The sequence below is a fragment of the Microbispora siamensis genome, from assembly GCF_016863095.1.
Taxonomy (GTDB): domain Bacteria; phylum Actinomycetota; class Actinomycetes; order Streptosporangiales; family Streptosporangiaceae; genus Microbispora; species Microbispora siamensis.
This window is the reverse complement of sequence record NZ_BOOF01000023.1, coordinates 74,864-97,498: the sequence shown is the minus strand read 5'-3', so window position 1 is coordinate 97,498 and position 22,635 is coordinate 74,864. Positions and strand designations below refer to the sequence as shown.

14 protein-coding genes are annotated in these 22,635 nt (G+C 69.4%); 7 read left to right on the top strand and 7 right to left on the bottom strand.

What is annotated here, in order from left to right; all coding sequences use genetic code 11:
- The first annotated feature begins 11 nt into the window (after positions 1–11).
- A complete protein-coding gene (locus Msi02_RS19950) occupies positions 12–287 on the top strand; it encodes an exodeoxyribonuclease VII small subunit (RefSeq protein WP_204049738.1) in 276 nt (91 codons plus the stop codon).
- 26 nt (positions 288–313) lie between these two features.
- On the opposite strand, the gene Msi02_RS19945 is transcribed toward Msi02_RS19950, so the two are convergent.
- Positions 314–1,459: an FAD-dependent oxidoreductase gene (locus tag Msi02_RS19945; protein ID WP_204049737.1), complete on the bottom strand. Its 1,146-nt coding sequence runs from the start codon at positions 1,457–1,459 to the stop codon at positions 314–316.
- Positions 1,460–1,517: 58 nt separating this feature from the next.
- Between Msi02_RS19945 and Msi02_RS19940 the strand changes: the two genes are divergently transcribed.
- Positions 1,518–2,084: a TetR/AcrR family transcriptional regulator gene (locus Msi02_RS19940; protein ID WP_204049736.1), complete on the top strand. Its 567-nt coding sequence runs from the start codon at positions 1,518–1,520 to the stop codon at positions 2,082–2,084.
- Between the two features lie 18 nt (positions 2,085–2,102).
- Here Msi02_RS19940 and Msi02_RS19935 read toward each other — a convergent pair whose 3' ends face one another.
- Positions 2,103–2,651 (bottom strand): DUF4245 domain-containing protein, encoded by a 549-nt coding sequence (locus Msi02_RS19935; protein WP_204049735.1) that lies wholly within the window; start codon positions 2,649–2,651, stop codon positions 2,103–2,105.
- A 46-nt stretch (positions 2,652–2,697) separates the two neighbouring features.
- The gene (locus Msi02_RS19930) at positions 2,698–3,291 is read right to left on the bottom strand and encodes a TetR/AcrR family transcriptional regulator (protein WP_079316694.1); all 594 of its coding nucleotides are present in this window, start codon (positions 3,289–3,291) and stop codon (positions 2,698–2,700) included.
- Between the two features lie 145 nt (positions 3,292–3,436).
- On the opposite strand from Msi02_RS19930, the gene glpX reads away from it, so the two are divergent.
- Positions 3,437–4,465, top strand: a complete 1,029-nt coding sequence (glpX, locus tag Msi02_RS19925; RefSeq protein ID WP_204049734.1) for a class II fructose-bisphosphatase — start codon at positions 3,437–3,439, stop codon at positions 4,463–4,465.
- A 49-nt stretch (positions 4,466–4,514) separates the two neighbouring features.
- Here glpX and Msi02_RS19920 read toward each other — a convergent pair whose 3' ends face one another.
- On the bottom strand, positions 4,515–5,162 hold the full coding sequence (locus Msi02_RS19920; RefSeq protein WP_239108547.1) for a DUF1707 SHOCT-like domain-containing protein: 648 nt from the start codon (positions 5,160–5,162) through the stop codon (positions 4,515–4,517).
- Between the two features lie 104 nt (positions 5,163–5,266).
- On the opposite strand from Msi02_RS19920, the gene Msi02_RS19915 reads away from it, so the two are divergent.
- Together Msi02_RS19915 and Msi02_RS19910 are read left to right on the top strand one after the other, a co-directional pair.
- Positions 5,267–7,657, top strand: coding sequence for an ATP-binding protein (locus Msi02_RS19915; protein ID WP_204049733.1), 2,391 nt, complete (start codon positions 5,267–5,269; stop codon positions 7,655–7,657).
- A gap of 83 nt (positions 7,658–7,740) precedes the next feature.
- Positions 7,741–8,970: an MFS transporter gene (locus Msi02_RS19910; RefSeq protein WP_239108546.1), complete on the top strand. Its 1,230-nt coding sequence runs from the start codon at positions 7,741–7,743 to the stop codon at positions 8,968–8,970.
- On the opposite strand, the gene pdxR is transcribed toward Msi02_RS19910, so the two are convergent.
- Positions 8,960–10,336, bottom strand: coding sequence for a MocR-like pyridoxine biosynthesis transcription factor PdxR (gene pdxR, locus Msi02_RS19905; RefSeq protein ID WP_204049732.1), 1,377 nt, complete (start codon positions 10,334–10,336; stop codon positions 8,960–8,962). The two genes, Msi02_RS19910 and pdxR, sit on opposite strands and share 11 nt — an antisense overlap.
- 67 nt (positions 10,337–10,403) lie before the next feature.
- Between pdxR and Msi02_RS19900 the strand changes: the two genes are divergently transcribed.
- Both Msi02_RS19900 and Msi02_RS19895 read left to right on the top strand, forming a co-directional pair.
- Positions 10,404–11,330, top strand: coding sequence for a DMT family transporter (locus Msi02_RS19900; protein WP_204049731.1), 927 nt, complete (start codon positions 10,404–10,406; stop codon positions 11,328–11,330).
- A gap of 297 nt (positions 11,331–11,627) precedes the next feature.
- On the top strand, positions 11,628–13,301 hold the full coding sequence (locus tag Msi02_RS19895) for a fumarate hydratase (RefSeq protein ID WP_239108545.1): 1,674 nt from the start codon (positions 11,628–11,630) through the stop codon (positions 13,299–13,301).
- A gap of 391 nt (positions 13,302–13,692) precedes the next feature.
- Here Msi02_RS19895 and Msi02_RS19890 read toward each other — a convergent pair whose 3' ends face one another.
- Positions 13,693–14,115 (bottom strand): hypothetical protein, encoded by a 423-nt coding sequence (locus tag Msi02_RS19890; protein WP_204049730.1) that lies wholly within the window; start codon positions 14,113–14,115, stop codon positions 13,693–13,695.
- 93 nt (positions 14,116–14,208) lie between these two features.
- Positions 14,209–22,530 carry a DNRLRE domain-containing protein gene (locus tag Msi02_RS19885; RefSeq protein WP_204049729.1) on the bottom strand — a complete coding sequence of 2,774 codons (8,322 nt, stop codon included), beginning with the start codon at positions 22,528–22,530 and terminating at the stop codon, positions 14,209–14,211.
- Positions 22,531–22,635 lie beyond the last annotated feature (105 nt).

Genomic DNA, 22,635 nt, shown 5'->3' with positions numbered 1-22,635 from the left:
AAGGTGGGGACGTGGCTGAGGACAAGCAGACCCCGTCGGACAAGCAGACCCCGTCGGACAAGCAGACCCCGTCGTACGAGCAGGCCCGCGAGGAGCTGACCGAGGTGGTGCGCCGTCTGGAGACCGGCGGGCTCACGCTGGAGCAGTCGATAGAGCTGTGGGAGCGGGGAGAGCGGCTGGCGGCGATCTGCGAGGAATGGCTCCAGGGCGCCCGCGCCAAGCTGGCCGCCGCGATGGCCCAGCGCCAGGAGCCCCAGCCGAACGGTCCCGAGGAGGCCCCCTTCTGACTCCGGGCCACTCCGGACTTGCTCGTCTAAACCTGCCAGAGGGCGGCAAGCTGCCGGGTGGCCAGCCGGGACGGTACGGCGCGCAGCAGCATGTCGCGCAGCCACGCGGCGATGCCGGTCTGGGAGGTCAGCCTCGACTGCCGGGCCGCCGCCAGCATCATGCGGTTGGCGCCGGGTCTGCGCTCGGCGTCGTAGCGGAGGAGCCGCTGGGCGACATCCGCCGGCTCCGCGTCGGCCAGGTGGTGGGTCAGCGCGGCGGCGTCTTCGAATGCCTGGCTGGCGCCCTGGCCGAGGTCGGGTGACATTGCGTGCGCGGCGTCGCCGAGGAGCGCGATCCTGCCGGTCGCGAACGAGGGCAAGGGTTCGGCCAGGCGGGCGATCGGGTCGACGTAGATGTCGTCGGGCGAGGTGGCCTCGATCAGTGCCGTGACGAGGGGGTGCCAGTCGGCCATCAGGGACAGCATCTGCCGGCGTGCCTCGTCCGCGCCTGGCGGCGTGCCGTGCAGGACGGAGTCGGTGAACCAGTACAGGCGGTCCTCCCCGACCGGGAACAGGCCGAACATCGCCCCACTGCGGCGGTCGACCAACTGGCTGGTGAGCAGGTCCGGTGCCATGCCGGGAGGGCGGGGCAACATCCCGCGCAGGTCCATCCGGCCGGTGCGCCGCAGCCCGGGGTGACCGGGGAAGAGCTGTGCGCGCAGCGTGCTGCCGATGCCGTCGGCCGCGATCACGGCGTCCGCTCTCGCGACGGGCTCACCTTCGCTGATCACGGTGACCCCGGTGGAGTCGGGCTGCAGACGCTCGACCGAGGTCGCGGTCCGCACCAGGCCGGGAGGCAGCGGGGCGCGCAGCGCTCGGTGCAGTTCCGCTCGGTTGATCATGGCGGGGGTCAGGACCACCTGCTGGGCCTGGCCAAGGTCGGTGACCAGCAGCGGCCGTCCGCGCCAGTCCCGTAATCCCCCGCGGGTCGTGTGCACGACGTGCCCGCGGACCTCTTCACCAAGCCCCAGCGCGTCCAGCGCGCGCAGCCCGTTGGGCATGACCACGATCCCGGTGCCCGCTTCCCGCAGCTCGGCGGCCCGTTCGACGAGTGTCACCTCGTGGCCCGCGCGATGCAGTCCCACCGCGGCCGCCACTCCTCCGAGCCCGGCGCCGACCACCACGATCCTCATGAGACCTCCTGCTCATTCACTACGATCGTACTAGTACGGCTATTGGTAGCATTTTGCCATGCCACCCACTAATCCGGCCCGTCGGCAAGCCCTGACCGATGCCGCGATCGAACTGCTGGCGTCGTCGGGCGTGCACGGCCTGACCCACCGGGCGGTGGAGAAAGCGGCGGACCTCCCGCCGGGAACGGCTTCCAACTACTTCCGCACCCGGGAAGCGCTGCTGATGGCCGCCGCGGAGCGCATCGCCGAGTTGCATCACGCGGACACCGACCGGGCCGTCAAGCAGCCCGCGACGCTGGTCGACCTACTGACGGAATCGTTGCTCACAGCGGCGACCACGCTGCGCAGCCGCTATCTGGCGATCTTCGAACTGCAACTGGAGGCCGCGCGCCGGCCGGCGCTCGCCTCGGCTCTCGCGGGCCTGCAGGACACGGCATCGCTGGTCACCGCCGGGCACCACGAAGAACTCGGCCTCGACATTCCACGCGAGAAGATCCCCGCCATGATCGCGCTCTACGGCGGCGCGCTGTTCACCCTGGTCAGCGCGCCGCCGGAGCACATCAGCAGGGACATCGTCCAGAACATGGCCGAGGTCATCGTGTACGGCTGCGTTCAGCCGGCGTGAGCATTCCGGGATCTGGGTTCAGCCCGCCGACGGCGCCGGAGAGGGCTTGGCCTGGGGGGCGAGGGTCCGCACGAGGGCGGTCAGCTCGTCCCAGTCGGCCGTTCCGGTGACGACCACCGCGTGATCGGGGAAGACGCGGACCAGCGTCCGCTGGTTCTTGTCCTGGCGGAACCGCTCCTCCCAGGTCACGCCGTCGATCTGGCGGCTCCCGCCGGGCTTGTCGGTGTTGGCCATGCGGTTCACGAAGTCCGCGGACGGCCTCTCGTCGCTCTGGGCGAGCATGGCGTGCTGCCGCTTGGCGGTCGCGAACCCCAGCCGCCACGTCACGGCGCCGTTCTTCTCGGTCAGCGACGAGCTGTTGGGCACCCAGTCGGGCAGCACCCGGCTCGGGGCGACGATCTCGTACGGCGCCGTGCGCGCCGCGTTGACCCGGTCGATGGAGAAGTCCACCCGGGGGATGTGCTCCGTGCGGCTCTGCGGCGTGATGAGCAGGAACGCTCCGACGGCGGCGAGGCAGACGAGGAGCGCGAACGCGTAGCCGTAGAGTCCCTGGGTGAATCGTCCCACGTAATGCGAGATTAGTCGGTGGAGCGGGCGGTGGCCGTACCGGCCTTCACGGGTGCCGAATATCGCCGATGATGCGAAGAGCGTCCTCGGCCATCCTCCGGGCCTGCTCCGGGTCGTCGGACAGCGTGACCTCCTGCACGACGGCCGCCAGGGCGCCGGTGACGACGACGACCAGGGCGTCCTCGTGCTCGAACAGCGCCGCGGTGCGCCTGGCCCACTGCCGGAGCCGGTCGCGCATGATGACCTCGAACCCGGGCGGCGCGTCGCCGCGCAGGAAGAGCGCGGCGAGATCGCGCTCGGCGAGGCAGCCCTCCAGGTAGGCCCGCGCTGCGGCGAGGAACTGGGGCATCGGGTCGGTCTCCCCGGCCGCCCGGGCCTCCTGCACGGCCTGCCGGGTGCGCTGGGTCTGCCGCTTCTGGAACTCCTCGAACAGCGTCAGGTAGAGGTCGGCCTTGCCGGAGAAGTGGTGGTACAGGCTGCCGACGCTGGCGCCGGCCCTGGCCACGACGTCGGTGACGCCCGCCTCGGCGAAGCCGCTCGTGATGAACGTCTCCTTGGCGGCGTCCAGGAGGGCTCCCCGGGTCGCCGCACCGCGCTCCGATGTGCGCATCGTCACTGGTCGTTCGGTGTCGCCGCTCATGCGGCGACGATATCTCCGAGCCGTCCGTTCCGGGGGTCCGCGACCGCAAATGGCCTCCTACCTGGCCCAACAGGTTCAGACCAATCGGACAAGAACGGCTTCGCGAACTACGATCGCTAGAACGGCACCTACCTAAAGGGGATCAATGGCTGATCACGTACCGGCCGCTCTGGCGACGGGGGAACGCGCACCCGACCGCAACCTGGCTCTGGAACTGGTCAGGGTGACCGAGGCGGCGGCGATGGCGGCCGCCCGCTGGGTGGGACGCGGCGACAAGAACGGGGCGGACGGCGCCGCCGTGAACGCCATGCGCCAACTGATCAACACGGTCTCGATGAAGGGCGTCGTGGTGATCGGCGAGGGCGAGAAGGACAACGCCCCGATGCTGTACAACGGCGAGGAGGTCGGCGACGGGACCGGCCCCGAGTGCGACGTGGCCGTGGACCCGATCGACGGCACCCGGCTGTGCGCGCTCGGCATGAACAACGCGATCTCGGTGATCGCGGTCAGCGAGCGCGGCTCGATGTACGACCCGTCGGCGGTCTTCTACATGGAGAAGCTCGTCACGGGCCCGCAGGCCGCCGATCATGTGGACATCGACGCCCCGGTGGCCGACAACATCCGCGCCGTGGCGCGGGCCAAGGGCGCCAAGCCGTCCGACGTCACCGTGGTGATCCTGGACCGGCCCCGGCACGAGCGGATCGTCAAGGAGATCCGGGAGACCGGCGCCCGGATCCGTTTCATCACCGACGGCGACGTGGCCGGCGCGATCATGGCGGCGCGCAACGGCACCGGTGTCGACCTGATGCTCGGCATCGGCGGCACGCCCGAGGGCATCGTCGCCGCCTGCGCGCTCAAGTGCATGGGCGGCGTCATCCAGGGCAAGCTGTGGCCGCGCGACGAGGAAGAGCGCCTCAAGGCCCTCGACGCCGGGCTCGACCTCGGTCAGGTGCTCACCACCGACGACCTCGTACGCTCCGACGACGTGTTCTTCGCCGCGACGGGCATCACCGACGGCGAGCTGATGCACGGCGTGCGGTTCCAGGGCGGCGCGGCGGTGACGCACTCCCTCGTCATGCGGGGACGGTCGGGCACGATCCGGAAGATCGAAAGCGAGCACCAGCTCTGGAAGCTCGGCGCCTACAGCGCCATCAACTTCGACACCGCCGTCTGAGACACCGCCGTCTGGGACACCGGCGTGTGGGACACCGCCGTCTGGGACCTCAACGGCCGAACAGGCGGCGGCGGGGGCGCTTCGGCGAGCGGGCGACGACCTTGCCGCCGAAGACGAACCCGGCGAGCTCGATCACGGGCGCGTCCGGCGCGAAGTCGGCCGCGCCCGGCGGGAGCCGCACCTCGTTCCTGAGCGACCGCACGCGGGCGTCCGGGGCGGTCACGATTCGCACGCCCTCGGGGACCGTCAGGTTGACCGTGCCGGCCATGACCGCGAGCTGCACCACCACGTGCCGCGACTGGAGCAGCGCCTCGCACAGGTCCATCGTGACCGTGCCGCCCAGGGACGTCACCGGCACCTGGGAGGGCACGACCCACCGGCCGCCACGGGTCTCCGTACGGAAGAAGGCGGTGACGGGACGGCTGTCCATCCGGAACGGCTGGCTCTCCGGCGGCAGCAGGTCCACGGTCAGCTCGGCCAGCTCGCCGAGGGTCCGCGCGGCCCAGACGCGCTCCACCCGTTCCTCGTGCTCCAGCGGCGTGAGCCGCCCGTCGGTGACGGCGTCCGCGAGCACCTCGACGATCCGCTCCCGATCGGCGTCGGAGGCCCGCAGCACGGAGGGGTCGGGCGTGTCCGGAGTGCGCGGCGAGAGGAAGGCGGAGATCCACTTCACGGCTGAGGACTCGCTGCTGCTCACACCATCGAGAGTATGCGCTCCCCGCACGACGGTCACCATGCGACGCGACACGCGACGTCCACCCCACGTTGACCGGGGACTTCGTGGCCGCTTAGCGTGAGGAGGTGGTCGCGGGGGCGGTGACACGGCAGGTCGGCAACCTTCCGGCCGACCTGACGAGTTTCGTCGGCCGGCGGCGTGAGCTGGCCGAGATCAGGCGGCTGCTTGCGGCGTCGCGCCTGGTGACCCTCACGGGAGTGGGCGGCGTCGGCAAGACCCGGCTGGCCCTGCGGGCGGCCGCCGAGCAGCGCCGCGCGTTCGACAGCGTCTGGCTGGTGGACCTGAGCACCGTCACCGATCCCGCGCTCGTGGCGGAGACGGTGGCGTCGACCATGGGCGTACGGGACGAGTCGGCGGCCGGCCCGGTGGACGCGCTGGAGCAGGTGCTGTCCACGCAGCGGACCCTGCTCGTGCTGGACAACTGCGAGCACCTGCGGGACGCCTGCGCCGTGCTCGCCGACCGGCTCCTGCGCGCGGCTCCCGAGCTGCGCGTCCTCGCGACGAGCCGGCAGTCGCTCGGCATCACCGGCGAGCACCAGATGAAGATCTCGCCGCTGCCCGTCCCCGAGCCGGGCCGGCCGCTCACCCGCAGGTCGCTGGAGTTGTACGACGGGATCAGCCTGCTGACGGAACGGGCGGCGGCGGTCCTGCCCGGCTTCACCGTCACCGAGGACAACCACGCGGCCGTCGCCGAGCTGTGCCGCCAGCTCGACGGCATCCCCCTGGCCATCGAGCTCGCCGCGGTGCGGCTGCGGGCCCTGTCGGTGAACGCGCTCGTCGAGCGCCTGCGCGACCGATACCGCCTGCTCACCGGAGGCAGCAGTACGGCGGTGCCGCGTCAGCAGACCCTGCACGCGCTGGTCGACTGGAGTTTCCAGTTGCTGCCCGGCGCCGAGCAGACGCTGTGGACCCGGTTGTCGATCTTCCCCTCGCACTTCGACCTGGACGCCGTCGAGGCGGTGTGCACCGGCGGCGGCATCGAGCGCGACGACGTGCTCGACCTGCTCGACGCGCTGCTGGACAAGTCGCTGCTGCTGCGGGAGGAGCACGCCGGCGCGGTCCGCTACCGCATGCTCGACACCCTGCGCGAGTTCTGCCGCAAGCGGCTCGGCGAGCCGGCGGAGCGCCGGTCGCTCCAGCGGCGGCACCGGGACCACTATCTCCTGCTGGTGGGGCAGGCCGCCGCCGAGTGGTTCGGCCCCGACCAGTTCTCCTGGTCCAGGCGGCTGAACCTGGAGCAGGCGAACCTGCGTGCCGCGATGGACTTCTGCCTGCAGGAGCCCTGCGAGGCGGAGGCCGGGCTGCGCATGGCGACCCTGCTCACCGAGCCCTACTGGGTAACCAACGCCTTCTACAACGAGGGTCGCCACTGGCTCGACCGCATGCTGGCGGCGGCGACGGAACGCACGGAGTTGCGCGCCCGCGCGCTGCTCTCCGACGCCTTCATGGCGCTCACGCAGGGGGACGCCGCGGCGGGCCTGCCCCTTCTCGACGAGGGCCGGGCGCTGGCCGAGGAACTGGGCGATTCGGAGATCCTGGCGCACGCGTCCCTGATCGCCGGGCTGGCGGCGCACTACAGGGGCGACTACCCGAGCTGCGCCGAACTGCTGAACCTGGCCCTCGTCGAACAGGAGGCCGCGGGGCACAAGAGCGGGATACTGATGTCCCTGACCACGCTGGCGGCGACATTGGGCCAGCTCGGCGACCGCGAGCGCGCGACGGAACTGTTCGAGCGGAGCATCGAGCTGACCAGCAGCCACGGGGAGCGGGTCGGCCGGGCCTGGGCCCTGACGATCTTCGCGATCTACCTGTGGCAGTGCGGCGACGACGAGCGGGCGACCGCGCTGGCGCGCGAGGGGCTGGCTCTGGGCCGCGACTTCGGCGACCGGCTGAACGCCGCGACGAACCTGCAGACGCTCGCCTGGCTCCTCACGGGGAAAGGCCGTGACGCGGACGCCGCGCGGCTCCTGGGAGCCGTCGAGGAACTCGGACGCACGATGGGCCTGACCCCGACCAGGGTCAAGCGGTTCGCCGAGTTCCACGAGAACTGTCTGTCCACGCTCCGGAGCAGGATGGGCGACAAGGCTCTCGGCCTGGAGCTGCGCCGGGGCCGCCGGATGACGCCGGACGAGGCGATCGAGGAGGCGCTCGGCGACCGGGCCGAGGGCGGGCGCCCCCGCCAGGACGAGACGGTCGTGGAGGCGGAGCCCACGCCGCCCGGGCGCCCCGCGACGACGGTCTCCGCGGCCGAGCCGTCCCCGCTCACCCGGCGGGAGCGGGAGATCGCCGAGCTGATCGCCCAGGGACGGAGCAACAAGGAGATCGCCTCCGCCCTCGTCATCTCGCAGCGCACCGTGGAGGGTCACGTCGAGCACATCCTGGACAAGCTCGGCTTCGCCTCCCGGGCCCAGATCGCCGCCTGGATGGCCGCACGCGAGGCAGGCGGCCGGTCCTGACCGGCGCACCCCATTGACCGGGCGGGTGACGGCTCCTACGCTGACGAAAACTTGAACCCCCCTCATGTTCCTGGAGGCGTGCGATGCCGGCAGAGGACACGGTGCCTACTTCTCGCGACCGGCAGGCGCGACTCGCCACGTTCGCGGTGTTCTTCGTCCAGGGCCTCACCTTCGCCACGCTGCTCACCCAGGTGGCGGCCCTGCAGAAGAAGCACGGCCTGTCGGACGGCGAGCTGACCATCCTGCTCCTCGTCGTCCCGGTGATCGCGGGGGCCGGGAGCGCGCTCGCCGGGGCCGCCGCGTCCCGGTGGGGCAGCCGCCTGATCCTCCGCCTGGTGCAACCGCTCGCCTGCGCCGCCGTCGTGCTCGCGGGCCTCGCCCCGAACGTCCCCATGCTGGTGGCGGCCAACGTCCTGTTCGGCCTCGGCCTCGGCGGGGTGGACGCGGGCATGAACATGCAGGGCGTCGCGGTCGAACGCGAGTACGGCCGGGCGGTGCTCACCGGGTTCCACGCGCTGTGGAGCGTGGCGGCGGTCGTCGGGTCGCTGTGGGCCTCCGCGGCGGCCACGCTCGGCCTCGGCCTGCCCGTCACGTTCGCGATCGCCCTGGTCCCGGCCGCCGCCCTCGCCGTCCTCTCCTCGCTCTGGCTCTACCGGCCAGAGGAGGAGCACCGGGTATCCGCGGCCCGGGACGCGGGCGCGGGGGCAGGCGCGGGCAGGCCGGCCGGGGCCGCGTGGCGCCCGATCATCCCCCTCTGCCTCGCGATGGCGTTCCTCTACGTCGGCGACTCGTCGGTCTCCAACTTCGGCACCGTCTTCATGGACAAGGTCCTGCACGCCTCGGCGACCGTGATCCCGCTGGCCCTGGGGGCCTACCAGCTCACCACGTTCCTGGTGCGCGTCGGCGGCGACTTCGCGGTGCGCAGGTGGGGCCCGGCGGCCATCGTGCGCGCCGGGGGCTCCGTCGCGACGCTGGGCTTCGTCGCGATCGTGGCGGCGCCGACGGTGCCGCTGGCGATCGCGGGCTTCGCGCTCACCGGGATCGGCCTGTCCGTCGTCGCCCCGCAGTCGTTCTCCGCGGCCGGCCGCCTCGACCCGGCCGGCACGGGCGTGGCGATCGCCCGGGTCAACATGTTCAACTACGTGGGGTTCATCGTCGGAGCCGCGCTCGTCGGCGGCCTCGCCGACGCCTCCGGCTTCCGCGTCGCCTTCGCCGCGCCGCTCGTCCTCGCCGCCGCGGTCATCCTGCTCGCGCGCGGCTTCCAGCCGCGTACGGCCGACCCGGCCACCGCGACCACCGTCGTCACCCCCTGACGTCCCTCCCGACGTTCCCCGCCAGGGCGCGTACGGCCTCGGTGACGCGGTGGGCGGGCAGGCGGGCGAAGCCGATCACCAGACCCGGCGGACCGTGAGCCGGCGTCACGGCCTCCGCGGACAGGCCGGCGGCGCGGGCGGCCTCGGCCAGGCCCGACGGGTCGCCCCCGTCGTCCGTCTCCGCGTAGAGGTGCAGTCCCGCCGAGATGCCGCGCACGGTGATCCAGGGCAGGTGCTCGGCCAGAGCGCCGACGAGGGCGTCCCTGCGCCGCCGGTACTCCCGGCGCATCCGGCGCAGGTGACGGTCATACGCCCCCGCGGCGATGAGATGGGCGAGCGCGTACTGGTCGATGACCGGCGAGCCGAGGTCGAGTTCCCCGCGCGCGGTCCGTACGGCACGGGCGACGCGCGGCGGCGCCGCGATCCAGCCGAGACGCAGCCCCGGAACGAGGGACTTGCTCACGCTGCCCGCGAGCACGACCCGGTCGGGGGCGAGGCCCTGCAGGCACCCGACCGGGTCGCAGTCGAAGCGGAACTCGGCGTCGTAGTCGTCCTCGAGCACGAGGGCGCCCGTGCGGGCCGCCCACTCGACCAGCGCGGCGCGGCGGGCCGGGGACAGGACGACGCCGGTCGGGTACTGGTGCGCCGGGGTCACCAGCACGGCGTCGGCGTCGCCGGGCAGGGCACCGACGACGATCCCCTCCCGGTCGACGGGCACGGGGACGGTGTCCGCCCCGGCCCTGCGGAGCAGCGGTATCTGACGTGCGCTCGTCGGGTCCTCGACGGCCAGGACGACCCTGCGGCCCCGGTCCCGCACCAGGGCCTGGACGACGAGGCTGAGCCCCTGGGCCACCCCGGTCACGATCATGACGAGCTCCGCCGGCGCGTCCGCCGCGCGCACCCTGCCGAGGTACGCGGCGAGTTCGCGGCGCAGGGCCGGCACCCCGCCCGGGTCGCCGTAGTCGAGCGCGTCGTTGGGCAGTGTGGCCAGGACGTGCCGGACGGCGGCGAGCCAGGCCTGCCGGGGGAAGGCGCCGAGGTCGGGTGAGGTGGGCCGGTGACCGTAGTGGGGCCAGCAGTGCGGCTCGTCCGGGATCTGCTCGGCGGAGGCGTGCCGCCCGGCCCCCGCCGCGACCCGGGTGCCGGCGCCGGTCCTGGATTCGAGGAGTCCCTCCGCCACGAGTTGCTCGTACGCCTCGACGACGACGCCGCGCGACAGGCCGAGATCGCGGGCGAGGTCGCGGGTGGCGGGCAGGCGGGCGCCCGGGACGAGCCGCCCGGACCGGACGGCGTTCCGCATCTCGCGGGCGATCTGCCCGGCGAGCCCGCCCGCGGCCCTGTCGACCACGAGATGAAGATCGGCCATTGGTCCACTCTAACGCGCCTCGATTGGACCATGGACCAGGACCAAGCCGTCCCTAGCATCACCTGACATGAACACACATGTGACCGGAGCGGCGGGTGCGATGTTCCTCGTGGGGACGTTGGCCGCGGTCTCCGGCGTTATCGCCGACTATCCGGTCTACGGGGGTCAGGCGCTCCGCTACGCCCTCGCCGCCGTGATCCTGCTCGCCGTCGCCCGGGGGCGCGGGCTCGGCTTGGTGCGGCTCCGGCCGCGCCAATGGACGCTGCTCGCCGCGCTGTCGCTGACGGGGCTCGTGCTGTTCAACGTCTGCGTGGTCGAGGCGACCCGCGCGGCCGGGCCCGCGCTGCCCGGCATCGTCCTCGGCACGGTGCCGCTGGCGCTCGCCCTCGTGGGCCCGATCTTCACGGGCGCCCGGCCGTCCCCGCGCGTCGTGGCCGCGGGTCTGGTGGTGGTCGCCGGAGCCTCGCTGGCGACCGGCGCCGGCAGCGGGAACCTGACCGGGCTGCTGTGGTCGCTGGGCGCCCTGGTCTGCGAGCTCTGCTTCTCGCTGCTGGCCCTGCCGCTGCTGCCGCTGATCGGCCCCCTCAGGCTGTCGGCCTGGACGTCCGCGCTGGCGGTGCCGTTCCTGCTGGTCGTCGGCGTCGCCCTGGACGGCCGTCACGTGCTGCGCGTGCCGACCGGCGCGGAGGCGGCCGGCCTCGCCTACCTCGCCCTAGTGGTGACGACCGTGGCGTTCTTCCTGTGGTATCGCTCGCTGCCCCGCCTGGGCGCGGACCGGGCCGGGCTGTTCGCCGGGATGATCCCCGTCGGCGCGCTCGCCACGGCCGCCCTTCTCGGGATCGCCGTCCCCTCCGCGGCCGACCTGGCGGGCGCGGCCCTCGTGATCAGCGGGATCGCCCTCGGGCTCCGCTCGCCCTCACCTCGTCGGCCTGTTCGGTCCTTCGCGGCTCGTCGCGCGGCACCGCTCGCGCCCCGGGAGGGGACCACCAGCTGATGTCGCCGTCCTTGACCTGCCGCAGCACGAGCGTGAGCAGCGACACCGCCAGGGCCACGAGAATGCCGATCGCGAAGATGACCATGACCCATACTTCGGCGTTCATGACCCCTCCCCCCTGTGCTCTATGTCTTAATTATCCCGCTTTGTAGCCGAATATTCAGTGTGAAGTTATTCAAAAGCTACTCATAGCCCGGCATGATGACCACGGCCCGTGCGCCGTACGCTGTGCAAAGACCATGGGCGGTCCGCGCGGCGGGCGCGCCCGACCAGGCAGACCACGAGGAACCGAGGACGATGCCGGAGTTCGACTACACCGACCTGCTCCCGCTTGGACCGGACGAGACGGAGTACCGCCTGATCACCACCGAGGGGGTGCGGGTCACCGAGGCGGCCGGGCGCAGGTTCCTGGAGGTCGAGCCGGAGGCCCTGCGGCTGCTCACCGAGACCGCGATCCACGACATCTCGCACTATCTGCGGTCGTCCCACCTGGCCCAGCTCCGCAAGATCGTCGATGACCCCGAGTCGAGCGGGAACGACCGCTTCGTCGCCCTCGACCTGCTCAAGAACGCGAGCATCTCGGCCGGCGGCGTGCTGCCGATGTGCCAGGACACCGGCACCGCGATCGTCATGGGCAAGCGCGGCCGGCACGTGCTGACCGACGGGCGCGACGCCGAGCACCTCAGCCGGGGCGTGTACGACGCCTACACGAGGCTCAACCTGCGCTACTCGCAGATGGCGCCGCTGACGATGTGGGACGAGAAGAACACCGGCTCCAACCTGCCGGCGCAGATCGAGCTGTACGCCGAGGACCCGAACGGCCACCCGGACGAGTACAAGTTCCTGTTCATGGCCAAGGGCGGCGGCTCGGCCAACAAATCGTTCCTCTACCAGGAGACCAAGGCGGTCCTCAACGAGAAGCGGATGCTCGCCTTCCTCGAGGAGAAGATCCGCTCGCTCGGCACCGCCGCCTGCCCGCCGTACCACCTGGCGATCGTCGTGGGCGGCACCAGCGCGGAGTACGCCCTGAAGACCGCGAAGTACGCCTCGGCCCGCTACCTCGACTCCATCCCCACCGAGGGCTCGCCGAGCGGGCACGGCTTCCGCGACCTGGAGATGGAGAAGAAGGTCTTCGAGCTGACCCAGAAGCTGGGCATCGGCGCGCAGTTCGGCGGCAAGTACTTCTGCCACGACGTGCGGGTCATCCGGCTGCCCAGGCACGGCGCGTCCTGCCCGGTCGCCATCGCGGTGAGCTGCAGCGCGGACCGGCAGGCGCTGGCGAAGATCACCCCGGAGGGCGTCTTCCTGGAGCAGCTGGAAACCGACCCCGCCCGCTTCCTGCCCGACACCACCGACGAGCACCTCGGCGGCGACGTGGTCAGCGTCGACCTCAACCGCCCGATGCCGGAGATCCTCGCCGAGCTGAGCAGGTATCCGGTCAAGACCCGGCTGTCGCTCACCGGCCCCCTCGTCGTGGCCCGCGACATCGCCCACGCGAAGATCGCCGAGCGGCTCGACGCCGGCGAGGACATGCCGCAGTACATGAAGGACCACGCCGTCTACTACGCCGGCCCGGCCAAGACCCCCGAGGGCTACGCGTCCGGCTCCTTCGGCCCCACCACCGCCGGGCGGATGGACTCGTACGTCGAGCGCTTCCAGGCGGCGGGCGGCTCGATGGTGATGCTGGCCAAGGGCAACCGGTCGAAGCAGGTCACCGAGGCGTGCCAGAAGTACGGCGGCTTCTACCTCGGCTCGATCGGCGGTCCCGCCGCCCGGCTGGCCCAGGACTGCATCAAGAAGGTCGAGGTCCTGGAATATCCGGAGCTGGGCATGGAGGCGGTCTGGAAGATCGAGGTCGTGGACTTCCCGGCCTTCATCGTGGTCGACGACAAGGGCAACGACTTCTTCGACCCGCGGCAACAGGAGGGTGGGGCCACGTTCGTGGGCATCCCCACGCGAAGCCCCAGGTAGCCAGGCACGGGCATCCGCACGCGGGTAGACGCCCTGGGCGCCGAGCTTGCCGTCGTGGGCAGTCGGTCCATTCGATGACCGGCTGAGAGGAGCCACCGGCGCTGGTGACGGTCCCGTGACCTGCTCGCCACGCTCGTCGCCCTCTTGTCGGGCGCGGCCACGCGCGTCCCTATGCCGTACCCGCAGCTGAGCGGGTACGGCATAGGACGTTTATTCAGTTCCCCGCAAGGGACCGAACGCCGCCGGCGAAGAACGTCGGTAAGCCGTGTGCGGGAGAACGGCATGCACGGTCATCCGCGTGGGGAATCGTCTGCCGAGTCAGATTCGGGGAAGCCTTGGCGAAAGCACCCTTCCCCCGCCTCGCGACATTCGGATCCGCACGGGCGCCGAATCAGAGCTCATCACTTGTAGTGATACCAACCATCGGGAAATCATGGAGCGAGGAAACGAGTTTTTCAATGTACCAGCTCAGATCGACCCATTGAGGGGCGGCAGGAATGAGCCGGTAATCCAGCAGGGGGGCAAAGGAGACGGATTTTCTGTCGGTGTGGAACATGAGATTCCCCGAGTACTCCTCGCCGGGGATCGTCGCCGATATGGCCACGACCTCTCCCGCTTCATAGGACATCCGCATTTCCCGCATCACCGCATCCATGTGGCCGGGCGGCGCGTCCTTCCACTCGAAGTCGTCCACCATGTACCATACGGCGCCATCTCGTAGAAAAGTCCACCCGGAAAGGGCGAGACGGTCGATGACCGTCTCGAAGTCGAGGGGTGCGGCGAAGTTGAAACTTATCATTACATCCCGACTCATGTCATTCCTTTGTGCGTGATGGAGATCAAGGAGAGGTAGCCCTCCACCGAGGTCAGGTGAAGGGCTACCGGCTTCACTGGTCGACCGAACTAGTTACTTGCCGCCCGCTTTGGGAGGCGTTCGCGGCTCCACTCGGTATGGGATCCCCTTCTTCTCGAGCCACTTCCTGATCGCCTCAGGAATGGGCTTCTCCGAGATGATCTCAAATTTGTGCCCCTTCTCGGTGGCGATCTTGAGGGATTCGCCCATCTTCCCCTTGAAGGATTCCATCTTTCTGGGATCCTTCAGAAGTTCTTCCCAGAAGTTTCCTGACTTCGCTTCATACCACGTCTCGACGCCATCTTCTATTCGCTTCCCGTCGAATTGGCGCTTACCTTCCTTGAAGCCTCCCTCGCGACCATATTTCTCCCACAGGAACCTTTCGTATTCGTCCCCGCTCTCCTGTGCGAGTCGGCCCTTTGATTTGTTTTGCGTGCCATTTCCGGTGCCATTTTCGGCGCTATTTCCGCCACTGCCGGACTTGCTCTTCGCGAGTGCGAGCAGGTCCGCGGCAAGCCCCTGGCCACCAGCGAGAGCAGATACCGCGCCGGCAAGCGACGTCAGCTGCCCGGCGGTGGCCAGCGCGGCACCCGCTGGGCATGTCGCCAGGGCACCGACCCCTGCGGCCACAAGCCCTGCGGCGCAAGCAGCAGCTCCCGCACTGGTCATCCCCTGTCCGAGGAACCACAGCGCGATCCCGGCGGCTATTTCAGCCGCATGGCTGAGCATGGAGGTAGCGGAGCCGACCTTGCCGATACCCGTTGCGTCGGCAAGTTTGTTGAGGGCATCGCCCAGGTCATCCCAGAAGCCGTGGCCGTCGAGTTCGATGAAGGTGATGGGGTTGCCGCCGGTGAAGGCATAGCGGTTGGCGGTCCACGGATCGGTGCCGAGGGTCAGGTCGTCGAGAGCGCTGTTGTAGTAGTCGAGGGTGAGGAAGCGGTTGAGGTTGGGGTTGTAGTCGCGGAACCCCATGTCGTACATGCCGGTGGAGTTGTCCCACCGCTTTGCGTTGAAGCGGTAGGGGTTGTACTCCTCCTTGGCGGTGGGGTCGACCGGGTCGGGCTTGTCGACGCCGGTGAACAGCTTGTCGTCGTTCTTGCCATAAGCGGTGTAGCCGTAGGTGGCGCGGGTGTCACCGGTCTCGGACGTGACCTGCTCGACGTCGGTGTGGGCGTTGTAGCCGTAGTAGGACGACTCCTCACCGCCGTCGGCCTTCACCTTCACCTGTGACAGGCGCTCGCCCCAGGGGGAGTACTGGAAGGAGCGGGTGAGTTTGCCGGCCACTTCCTCGTCCAGCACCTCGCCGGACATGCCGAGGTAGGAGTAGTCGGTGGTCTTCGCGGCGGCGGTGCCGTTCTTCTCGGTCTTGCTGGTGGTGCGGTCGAGCGGGTCGTAGGTGTAGGTCGTGACGGTCGAGGTGGTCCCGTCCGCGCCGAGCTTTTCGTGCTTGGTCAGCTGGTCGAAGCCGTCGTAGGTGTACTTCTCCCAGGTCTTTCCCCCGCCGGTGATGGTGCGCAGCCGGCCGTAGGGGTCGTAGTTGTAGGTGGCGGTGGCCCCGTTGCTGGTCGAGGTCATCAACCGGTTGCGGTCGAAGCTGAACTCGGTGCGCTCACCGTGGACGGTCTGGTCGTAGACGTTGGAGTTCGGGTCGTGCAGGTAGGTCTCGGTCTCCGCCGCACCACCGCCGACCGGCGTCTTCGTGACCTTGGCGATGCGATCCCGCGGGTCGTAGGTGTAGGTGAACTGATTCTCCAGGTACGCCCCGGGGTTGTCGGCGTTCTGCACCTTGGCCAGGTCGCTGGCGCGGTTGAGGTTGGCCTGGTAGCCGATGGTGTGCTCGGCCACCACGGTGCCGTTGGGCTTCTTCTCCACCGAGTAGCGCAGCAGGCCGTCGAGGAAGTAGTCGTAGTCGACGGTGTTGCCGTTGGCCTTGGTTTCCTTCAGCCGCTCACCCTTGGCGGTGTAGGTGTAGGTGGTGACCTTCGGGGACGGGTCGGTGGCCGACTTGGCGTTGGACACCCGCTCGACCAGGTCACGGACGTCGTAGCCGTAGGTGGCGACGGTCTTGTCGTGCGTCCGCGTGATCGGCGCGCCGTTCGCGTTGTACGCGTACGTGGTGGTGTTCTTGACCGTGCCGTTCAGCTTCTCGAGGATCTGCTGGACCTGGTTGAGCCCCGTGTAGGTGACGTCCCAGGTGTCGATCTTCGCGGTCGGCGTCCTGTCCTTGATCTGAGTCAGGTTGGCGTTGGCGTCGTAGACGTACGCGAAGTCCTTCTTCTCGTTGTCCGTGTCGCCGCTGTTGTCGCGGACCAGCTTGACCGAGTCGGCCGTCACGGTGCCGTTGGCGTCGTTGGTCAGCGTGATCGAGTGGGTGATGCCCTCGGTGAAGGTGTAGGTGCCCAGCTCGACCCACTCGCCCGGGTCTGCGGTCTGGTCGACGGTCTTGGTGTCCTGGCCGCCGTCGTACTTGACCGTGTACTTGGCGTTGGTCGCGCCCGCCCCGGAGGGGTAGCGCACGTACGCCTTGTAGCTGCCGGCCGTGGGGATGGTCAGGTTCCAGGTGAAGCTGGCGTCGCCGGTGCCGGCCGGGGCGGTGGCGTAGTCGTAGCCGGTGAAGCCAGACGTGCCGGCGACGGTGGGCCCGGCGACCAAGGACGAGGTGTTCCCTCCGGTGGTCCAGGTGCCGGTGGTGGTGACCTGGCCGGTGTCGGAGTTGTCGGCCAGCACCACGTCAAGGCCGAGCGGGACGCCGTTGTCGGAGTGGGTCTTCAGCTTGCCGTCGGGGTAGTAGGTCCACTCGACGGCTCGCTGAGATGACCCGCCCGCCGAGGTGACGGTGCGGTTGGTCTGCTCACCGAGCTCGTTGTAGTCGTAGGTGGTCTTGATGTCCCACGGGTCGGTGGTGGTCTTGGTCCACCCGTTGTCCCAGTACGACATCGTGGAGACGTTGCGGATCGTCTGCCCGTGGGATGGCGGGTGGGAGATCTTCTCCAGCCTCGAGACCGCGTCGTAGCTGTAGATGACCTTGTCCGGGGTGTTGTAGAGCGGGTCATCCCGGTCGAAGGGATAGATCTCCTCGCTCGGCCGGTTCAGCTTGTCGTACTTGATCTCCTGAATGAAATCGCTCGGGTCGTCAGTGGTCTCGACCCCGCGCGGGGTGATGACCTTGGTCTGGTTGCCGACCTGGTCGTAGGTGAACTGGGTGACCGTGTACTTGATCGTGCCGCCGGTTTCCGAATGCGGGACCTTGGCCTCGACGACGTCGCCGCGCTTGTCCAGGGTCAGAAGGGTCTTGTTGCCCTCCTGGTCGGTCACGCCCTCGACCAGACCGTCCAGGTCGTAGTCGGTGACCGTCTGGTAGCCGGCCGCGTCCTTGACGTGGGTGACCTGATGGTTGCGGTCGTAGGAGTACTCGGCCGTGTAGTCGGCGGTGTCCGCGGTGGCGTTCTTGCGCGGGTCGACGACCCTGGTGAGGTTGCCGACGTTGTCGTAGGTGTAGGTGATCTTCTTCTGCTCGGCGTTGATGACGTCGGTCAGCTGGTAGATCGGGTCGTACTCGTAGGTGGTGGTGAAGTCGCCGGCCTCGGGGGTGAGGTTGCCCTTCGGCTCGGTCTGCGTCTTCAGGTTGCCGGCCGCGTCGTAGGTGAACGACGCCTTGCGCTCCGGCCCGTCCGCGGCGTCCTTGGGCAGGTAGGACTCGATCAGCTGGTCGGCGTCGTCGTAGACCGCGGTGGAGACGGCCCCGTTGGGGGCGGTCATCTTCGTGATGTTGTCGTTGCGGTCGTAGACCGGCGCCGGGGTGGTGATGAACTGGCCCTTGTCCTGGTCCTTGGGAACCTTGTTCTCCAGCGGCCGCTTGAAGACGTCGTAGGTCTGGGTGGTTTCCTTGCCCAGCGCGTCGGTCACCTTCAGCACGTTGCCGCGCACGTCATAACTGGTGGTCGTGACGTTGTCGTACGCGTCGGTGATCTTCTGCGGGTAGCCGGTGGGGTGGTAGTCGCTGTAGAGGGTGGGGTTGCCGTTGGCGTCGGTGACCTTGGTCAGCTGACCGAAGGAGTCGTACTCATAGGAGGTGGTGTAGTCGCTCGGCACCGAGGTCGTCTCGACGCCCTTGGGGTCGGTGACCGTCTTCAGGTTGCCGTTGGCGTCGTACCCGAACTGCCAGGTGCGGCCCTCGGGGCTGGCCTTGGAGATCAGGTCGGCGACATAGCCGTTGAGGAAGCTCTGGTAGACCAGCGTGGTCGGGTTGGTGTTGTTCGCATTGGCCTCGGCGTCCCGCATCTCGAGCGGGTAGCCGGTCTTCTGGTCGTAGGTCCAGGTGGTGTAGGCGCCGTTGGCCTCGGTCAGCTTGGTGACGTTGTGGTCGGGGTCCCACTCCAGCGCCGTGGTCTCGTTCTTGGCGTTGGTGATGGACTCCGGGCGGCCGTAGGCGTCCAGGACGTACTTGGTGTCGTGCTGCAGCGGGTCGGTGACGGTGGCGTGGATCTTCCCGCCCTGCGGGCCGTCGGGGTCGACGTAGTCGAAGTGGGTGACCCCGTTCAGCCGGTCGGTGAGGTTCTCGGCCTTCCACTTGTCCTTGGGGTCGACCGGCGCCTCGTAGTAGGACAACGCGGTCGAGTGGCCGCGCGGGTCCTTCACCGCCACGAGCTTGACGTTCTTGTTGCCCTGGGTGGCGTCGTAGGTGAAGCGGAACGTCTTGGCCTGATCGTCGCCGGCGCCGTCGACCATCTTGGCCATCAGGCCCTTGTCGGTGTAGGTGAAGGTCACCTTCCGCCCGGAGATGTCGGTGATGGACTCGACCTGGTCGATGATGTGCGGGTTGGTCAGCTTGGTGTCGGTGACCTCGTCCCCGGCGTCGTTGACGTAGGTGTAGTCCTGCCCCTTCTTGTAGTAGGTCAGCGACAGCGTCGTACGCCCGGCGGCGTCGGTGATGGTCTGCAGGAACTTGGTCGGCTTGTTGTTGGACCGGCGCCGCTCGTAGCTGAACGACATGGTGTTGCCGTTCTTGTCCACGATCGCCGACTGGAAGCCCTCGTCGTCGAAGAAGAACTGGGTGCGGTCGGGCTTGGTGAACACCCAGCGGCGCTGCGCCGTCAGCTCACGGTCGGGGTAGTAGTCGTTGGGGTCCACCCGTTGCAGGTACAGGTGCACCCCGCGCGGGTGGACGTAGTCGCAGGTGGTGTAGGTGCAGTCCTTGACGGCCTGGCCGTGGGTGTCCAGCGTCCACACGTGCGTGGTGCCGTCCCCGTCGGTCATGCGCACCTGGCTCGGCCAGGGCTGGCCCGGCGGGTGAAACTGCAACTGCGAACCCAGCCGCTGCAGCGTCGAGGTCTGCAGCGACCAGCCATACCCCATCGAGGAGGCCGAGGTGTCCAGGCTGTTGTAGGTCATCCGGACGAACGTCTGCACCCCCCGCGAGGGGTTGGTGAAGGCGTTATAGGACCACACCAGGTTCCCCGCATACGGGTTGACCAGCGCGGTCGATCCGGCTCCGGTGTTCTTGCCGGTGTAGGCGTAGAACTTCTCCGACCCCAGCAGATCGGACGTGGGCGAGTCGATCCGGATCTGCTGCGGCAGGGTCGGCAGCTGGTGGGAGGAGGACTGCCAGTTGTTGGTGACGGTGTCCTGCACGTCCCACACCAGCGTGACGCCCTCGGCGAGGTTGGTGCCGGCCCCGGATACCGCCGGCGCCTTCACGTTGGCCTGCACCAGCGTCGTCTGCCCCGGCGCCAGATCCGTCGGCAGCGTCGTCTTGAGCTGGTTGTCTGGGGTGGAGATGTCGGTGCCGTCGGGCAGCTGCCAGTGGTAGCTCACCACGGTGGAGGAGGCCGGCCAGTTCTGGGCGGTGGTGTTGGTGACCACCACCGGGATCTGCGTGGTCGCGCCGGTGTCCATCCGCTCGGGCGTGCTGGGCACGAAGAACGCCGCCGAGGTGCTGGTGTCGGCGAAGGTCACCCGCAGCCGCGGCGCCAACCGGCCCTCCTCCGCCTCCGTGGCGAGGAAAGACGCCTGCTGCTTGGCACTGCCGGCCTCATTGGCGACCTTGACCAGCAGCCCGTAATTGCTGCCTGGATTGGCCACCCAGGCCTTGGCGGCATCCGTCACCGACCAGGCGTGCCAGCCGGGCGTCGTGGTGATCCCCGACACACTGCCCAACGCAGCGGAATCGAAGTTGCCGCCCGGGGTGGTCCAGGGGCTGTTCCAGGTGGCCGTCTCGTCGAAGGCGCGGGTGAGCTTGTGGGCGTTGAAGGTGACCCCGGAGCCGGTGCTGGTGGTGCCCCACAGCGACAGCGTCGCCTCGCTGATCTGCGCATCGGCGGGAATCTTGTCGGCGAAGTCGCCGAAGCCGATCACCGCACGGGTGGTGCCCGCACTGGTGGCGGTGTTGCCGACCTGCAGCCACTTCTGCCCGCCGACGGTGTCGTGGCCGGTGGACGGCTCGCCGGAGGCGAGAGTGGTGTCGGCGCTTCCGTACAGGGTGACGGCGACCTTGCCCGGCTTGGGCAGGATGACCCGCTGCTCGGGGGAGGCGACGACCTCGCCGTTGGCCAGCACCGCCTCCACCCAGTAGTTGGCCTCGTGCACGTAGGCCGGGTCGGCGACCGCCTCGGGGTCACCACCGCTTGAGGTGTCGACGAAGGAGGTGACATCCGGCGGCAACGTCGTGATCAGCGAGTTCACCGGACCGCCGGTGGGGTTGACCTGGCACGCCGACGGGCACCAGCGGCGCAGCCGGTAGGCAACCAGATCATCCGAATCATCGGACGGGGTGGGGTCCTGATACGCCGTCCACGACAGCGACGCCCCGACCGAGGTGGCCCGGGTGACCGGGTTCAACCGGACGCTGGGCTTGCCGTAGGTGATCACCAGTCTGGGCGCGTTCAGCGACTCGCCCGCCATCCCGTCGCCGCCGTAGACGTCCTCGCCCGCCTCATACACCGGCCCGCCGATCGCCCCGGTCGATCCCTCGTCGGCCGCCTTCAGCATGATCCCGTATGCAGGGGCCTCCACCGACGACATCCACCGGTTCACCATCGTGGTCAGGTTGAACGAATGCCAGCGCGACAGCTCCCCGGGATTGCGCCGGACACTGCTTTCCACCGCGGACGCGAACGTCGGCTGACTGGCCCAGGTGACGTCGAAAGCGTTCCAGTCGGAGGTGATCTCGTGCGCCTCGACCGTCACCGCCCCGGCCTCACCCAGCGCCTGATCGAAATAGGTCTCCAACCGGGCCTCGTCCACCACGGCGCCGATCGGAAGCCCGGTGGGCATGTTGAAATACAGCAGCGCCCGATCGGTGTCCTTGGAGGAGGCCTTGCCCACCGGCAGCTTCCACGACCCGTCGAAATTGACCCGCGGCGAGGCCGAACTGACGTAGGCGTCCTGCCCGTCGACGTAGTCCGACACCATCACGAACGTCGGGTCGATCACCACCGGCCACTTACGGTCGGCAGCGCCCAGCCAGGCGGCGTCCGGCGTGATCGTGATCGTCGCCTCCGCGCCCTGCTGGGCGACGGTCTGGGTCACCGCGGCCGAATACCGCCTGCCGTACGGCGAGGCCGCATCGGCCTGCGCATCCACCATGAACGGCTTGGGCACCCTGAACACCGGACCCGACCCGTCAGCCGCCTCGAACACGATCGACCCGTCCTGCTGCTGCCGGGCAGCCACCCCGCCGGACTTCACCGTGAAGGCGAACGAGGCACCAGGAGCGGGCGGCTTGTTCAAGACGAGGAGCTCCTTGACCCCCTCGGCGGTGACCGCGTACGTCAGATCCGCGCCGTCCCACACCCCCGCATAGGTGACCGACGACCCCTTCACCGATGGGGCGATCTGCCGGGCCTCCCCGGCCAGGCCCAGGGTGACCTGCCGCTCCCCCAGCTTGACCTTCGCGAGCTTGTCGGTCTTGTCCCCGAACCGGGAGGAGAAGCCGGCCGCATCGTTGCCCTGGCTGAAGCCCTCCTCGGAGGTGCCCTGCAGGCGGGTGTCAATCTCCTGCCAGTTACCCGAGGCGTCCCGGTAGTGGACCGGCCGCGTGGACACCTCCGCCTGGAGCCGGCCGTCCTCCAGCTCGTACACCGTCGCATAGCGCGACCGCTTGCCGGTCAGCTCCTTGACCCGCTTACCCGGCGGCGGCGCCGCCTTCGCCTTCTGGGATGGCGGGGCGCTGCGCCCGGGCAAAGCGATCTTGCCGTTGCCCGGCCGCATCTCCCCCTTGGGATCTTCGGCGAACAACCCGGCGACGCTACTGCCCAGCCAGGTGGCCAGGCGCGTCAACAGCCCAGGCGTATCAGCGGAGGCGGCCGTCTGCGCGTTCGCCGGAACGGCCGGCGCCAGCGAGGCCAGCACTACCAGCGCCGCCAGCACAGCGACCATCCGGCGCAGCCTCCCGCGGCGCCTGGTTCCACCGGGGTCGGATCCGCTCTTCCATAGGTGCAGGACACGGTTCGACGGCGACAGGCGCACGCGAGCCCCCTCCAG

What these genes read in the sequence shown, in the direction of transcription:
- Msi02_RS19945 (WP_204049737.1), bottom strand. Translation starts at nt 1,459, where the DNA reads ATGAGGATCGTGGTGGTCGGCGCCGGGCTCGGAGGAGTGGCGGCCGCG.
- Msi02_RS19940 (WP_204049736.1), top strand. Translation starts at nt 1,518, where the DNA reads ATGCCACCCACTAATCCGGCCCGTCGGCAAGCCCTGACCGATGCCGCG.
- Msi02_RS19930 (WP_079316694.1), bottom strand. Translation starts at nt 3,291, where the DNA reads ATGAGCGGCGACACCGAACGACCAGTGACGATGCGCACATCGGAGCGC.
- glpX (WP_204049734.1), top strand. Translation starts at nt 3,437, where the DNA reads ATGGCTGATCACGTACCGGCCGCTCTGGCGACGGGGGAACGCGCACCC.
- Msi02_RS19910 (WP_239108546.1), top strand. Translation starts at nt 7,741, where the DNA reads ATGCCGGCAGAGGACACGGTGCCTACTTCTCGCGACCGGCAGGCGCGA.
- pdxR (WP_204049732.1), bottom strand. Translation starts at nt 10,336, where the DNA reads ATGGCCGATCTTCATCTCGTGGTCGACAGGGCCGCGGGCGGGCTCGCC.
- Msi02_RS19900 (WP_204049731.1), top strand. Translation starts at nt 10,404, where the DNA reads ATGAACACACATGTGACCGGAGCGGCGGGTGCGATGTTCCTCGTGGGG.
- Msi02_RS19895 (WP_239108545.1), top strand. Translation starts at nt 11,628, where the DNA reads ATGCCGGAGTTCGACTACACCGACCTGCTCCCGCTTGGACCGGACGAG.
- Msi02_RS19890 (WP_204049730.1), bottom strand. Translation starts at nt 14,115, where the DNA reads ATGAGTCGGGATGTAATGATAAGTTTCAACTTCGCCGCACCCCTCGAC.
- Msi02_RS19885 (WP_204049729.1), bottom strand. Translation starts at nt 22,530, where the DNA reads ATGGTCGCTGTGCTGGCGGCGCTGGTAGTGCTGGCCTCGCTGGCGCCG.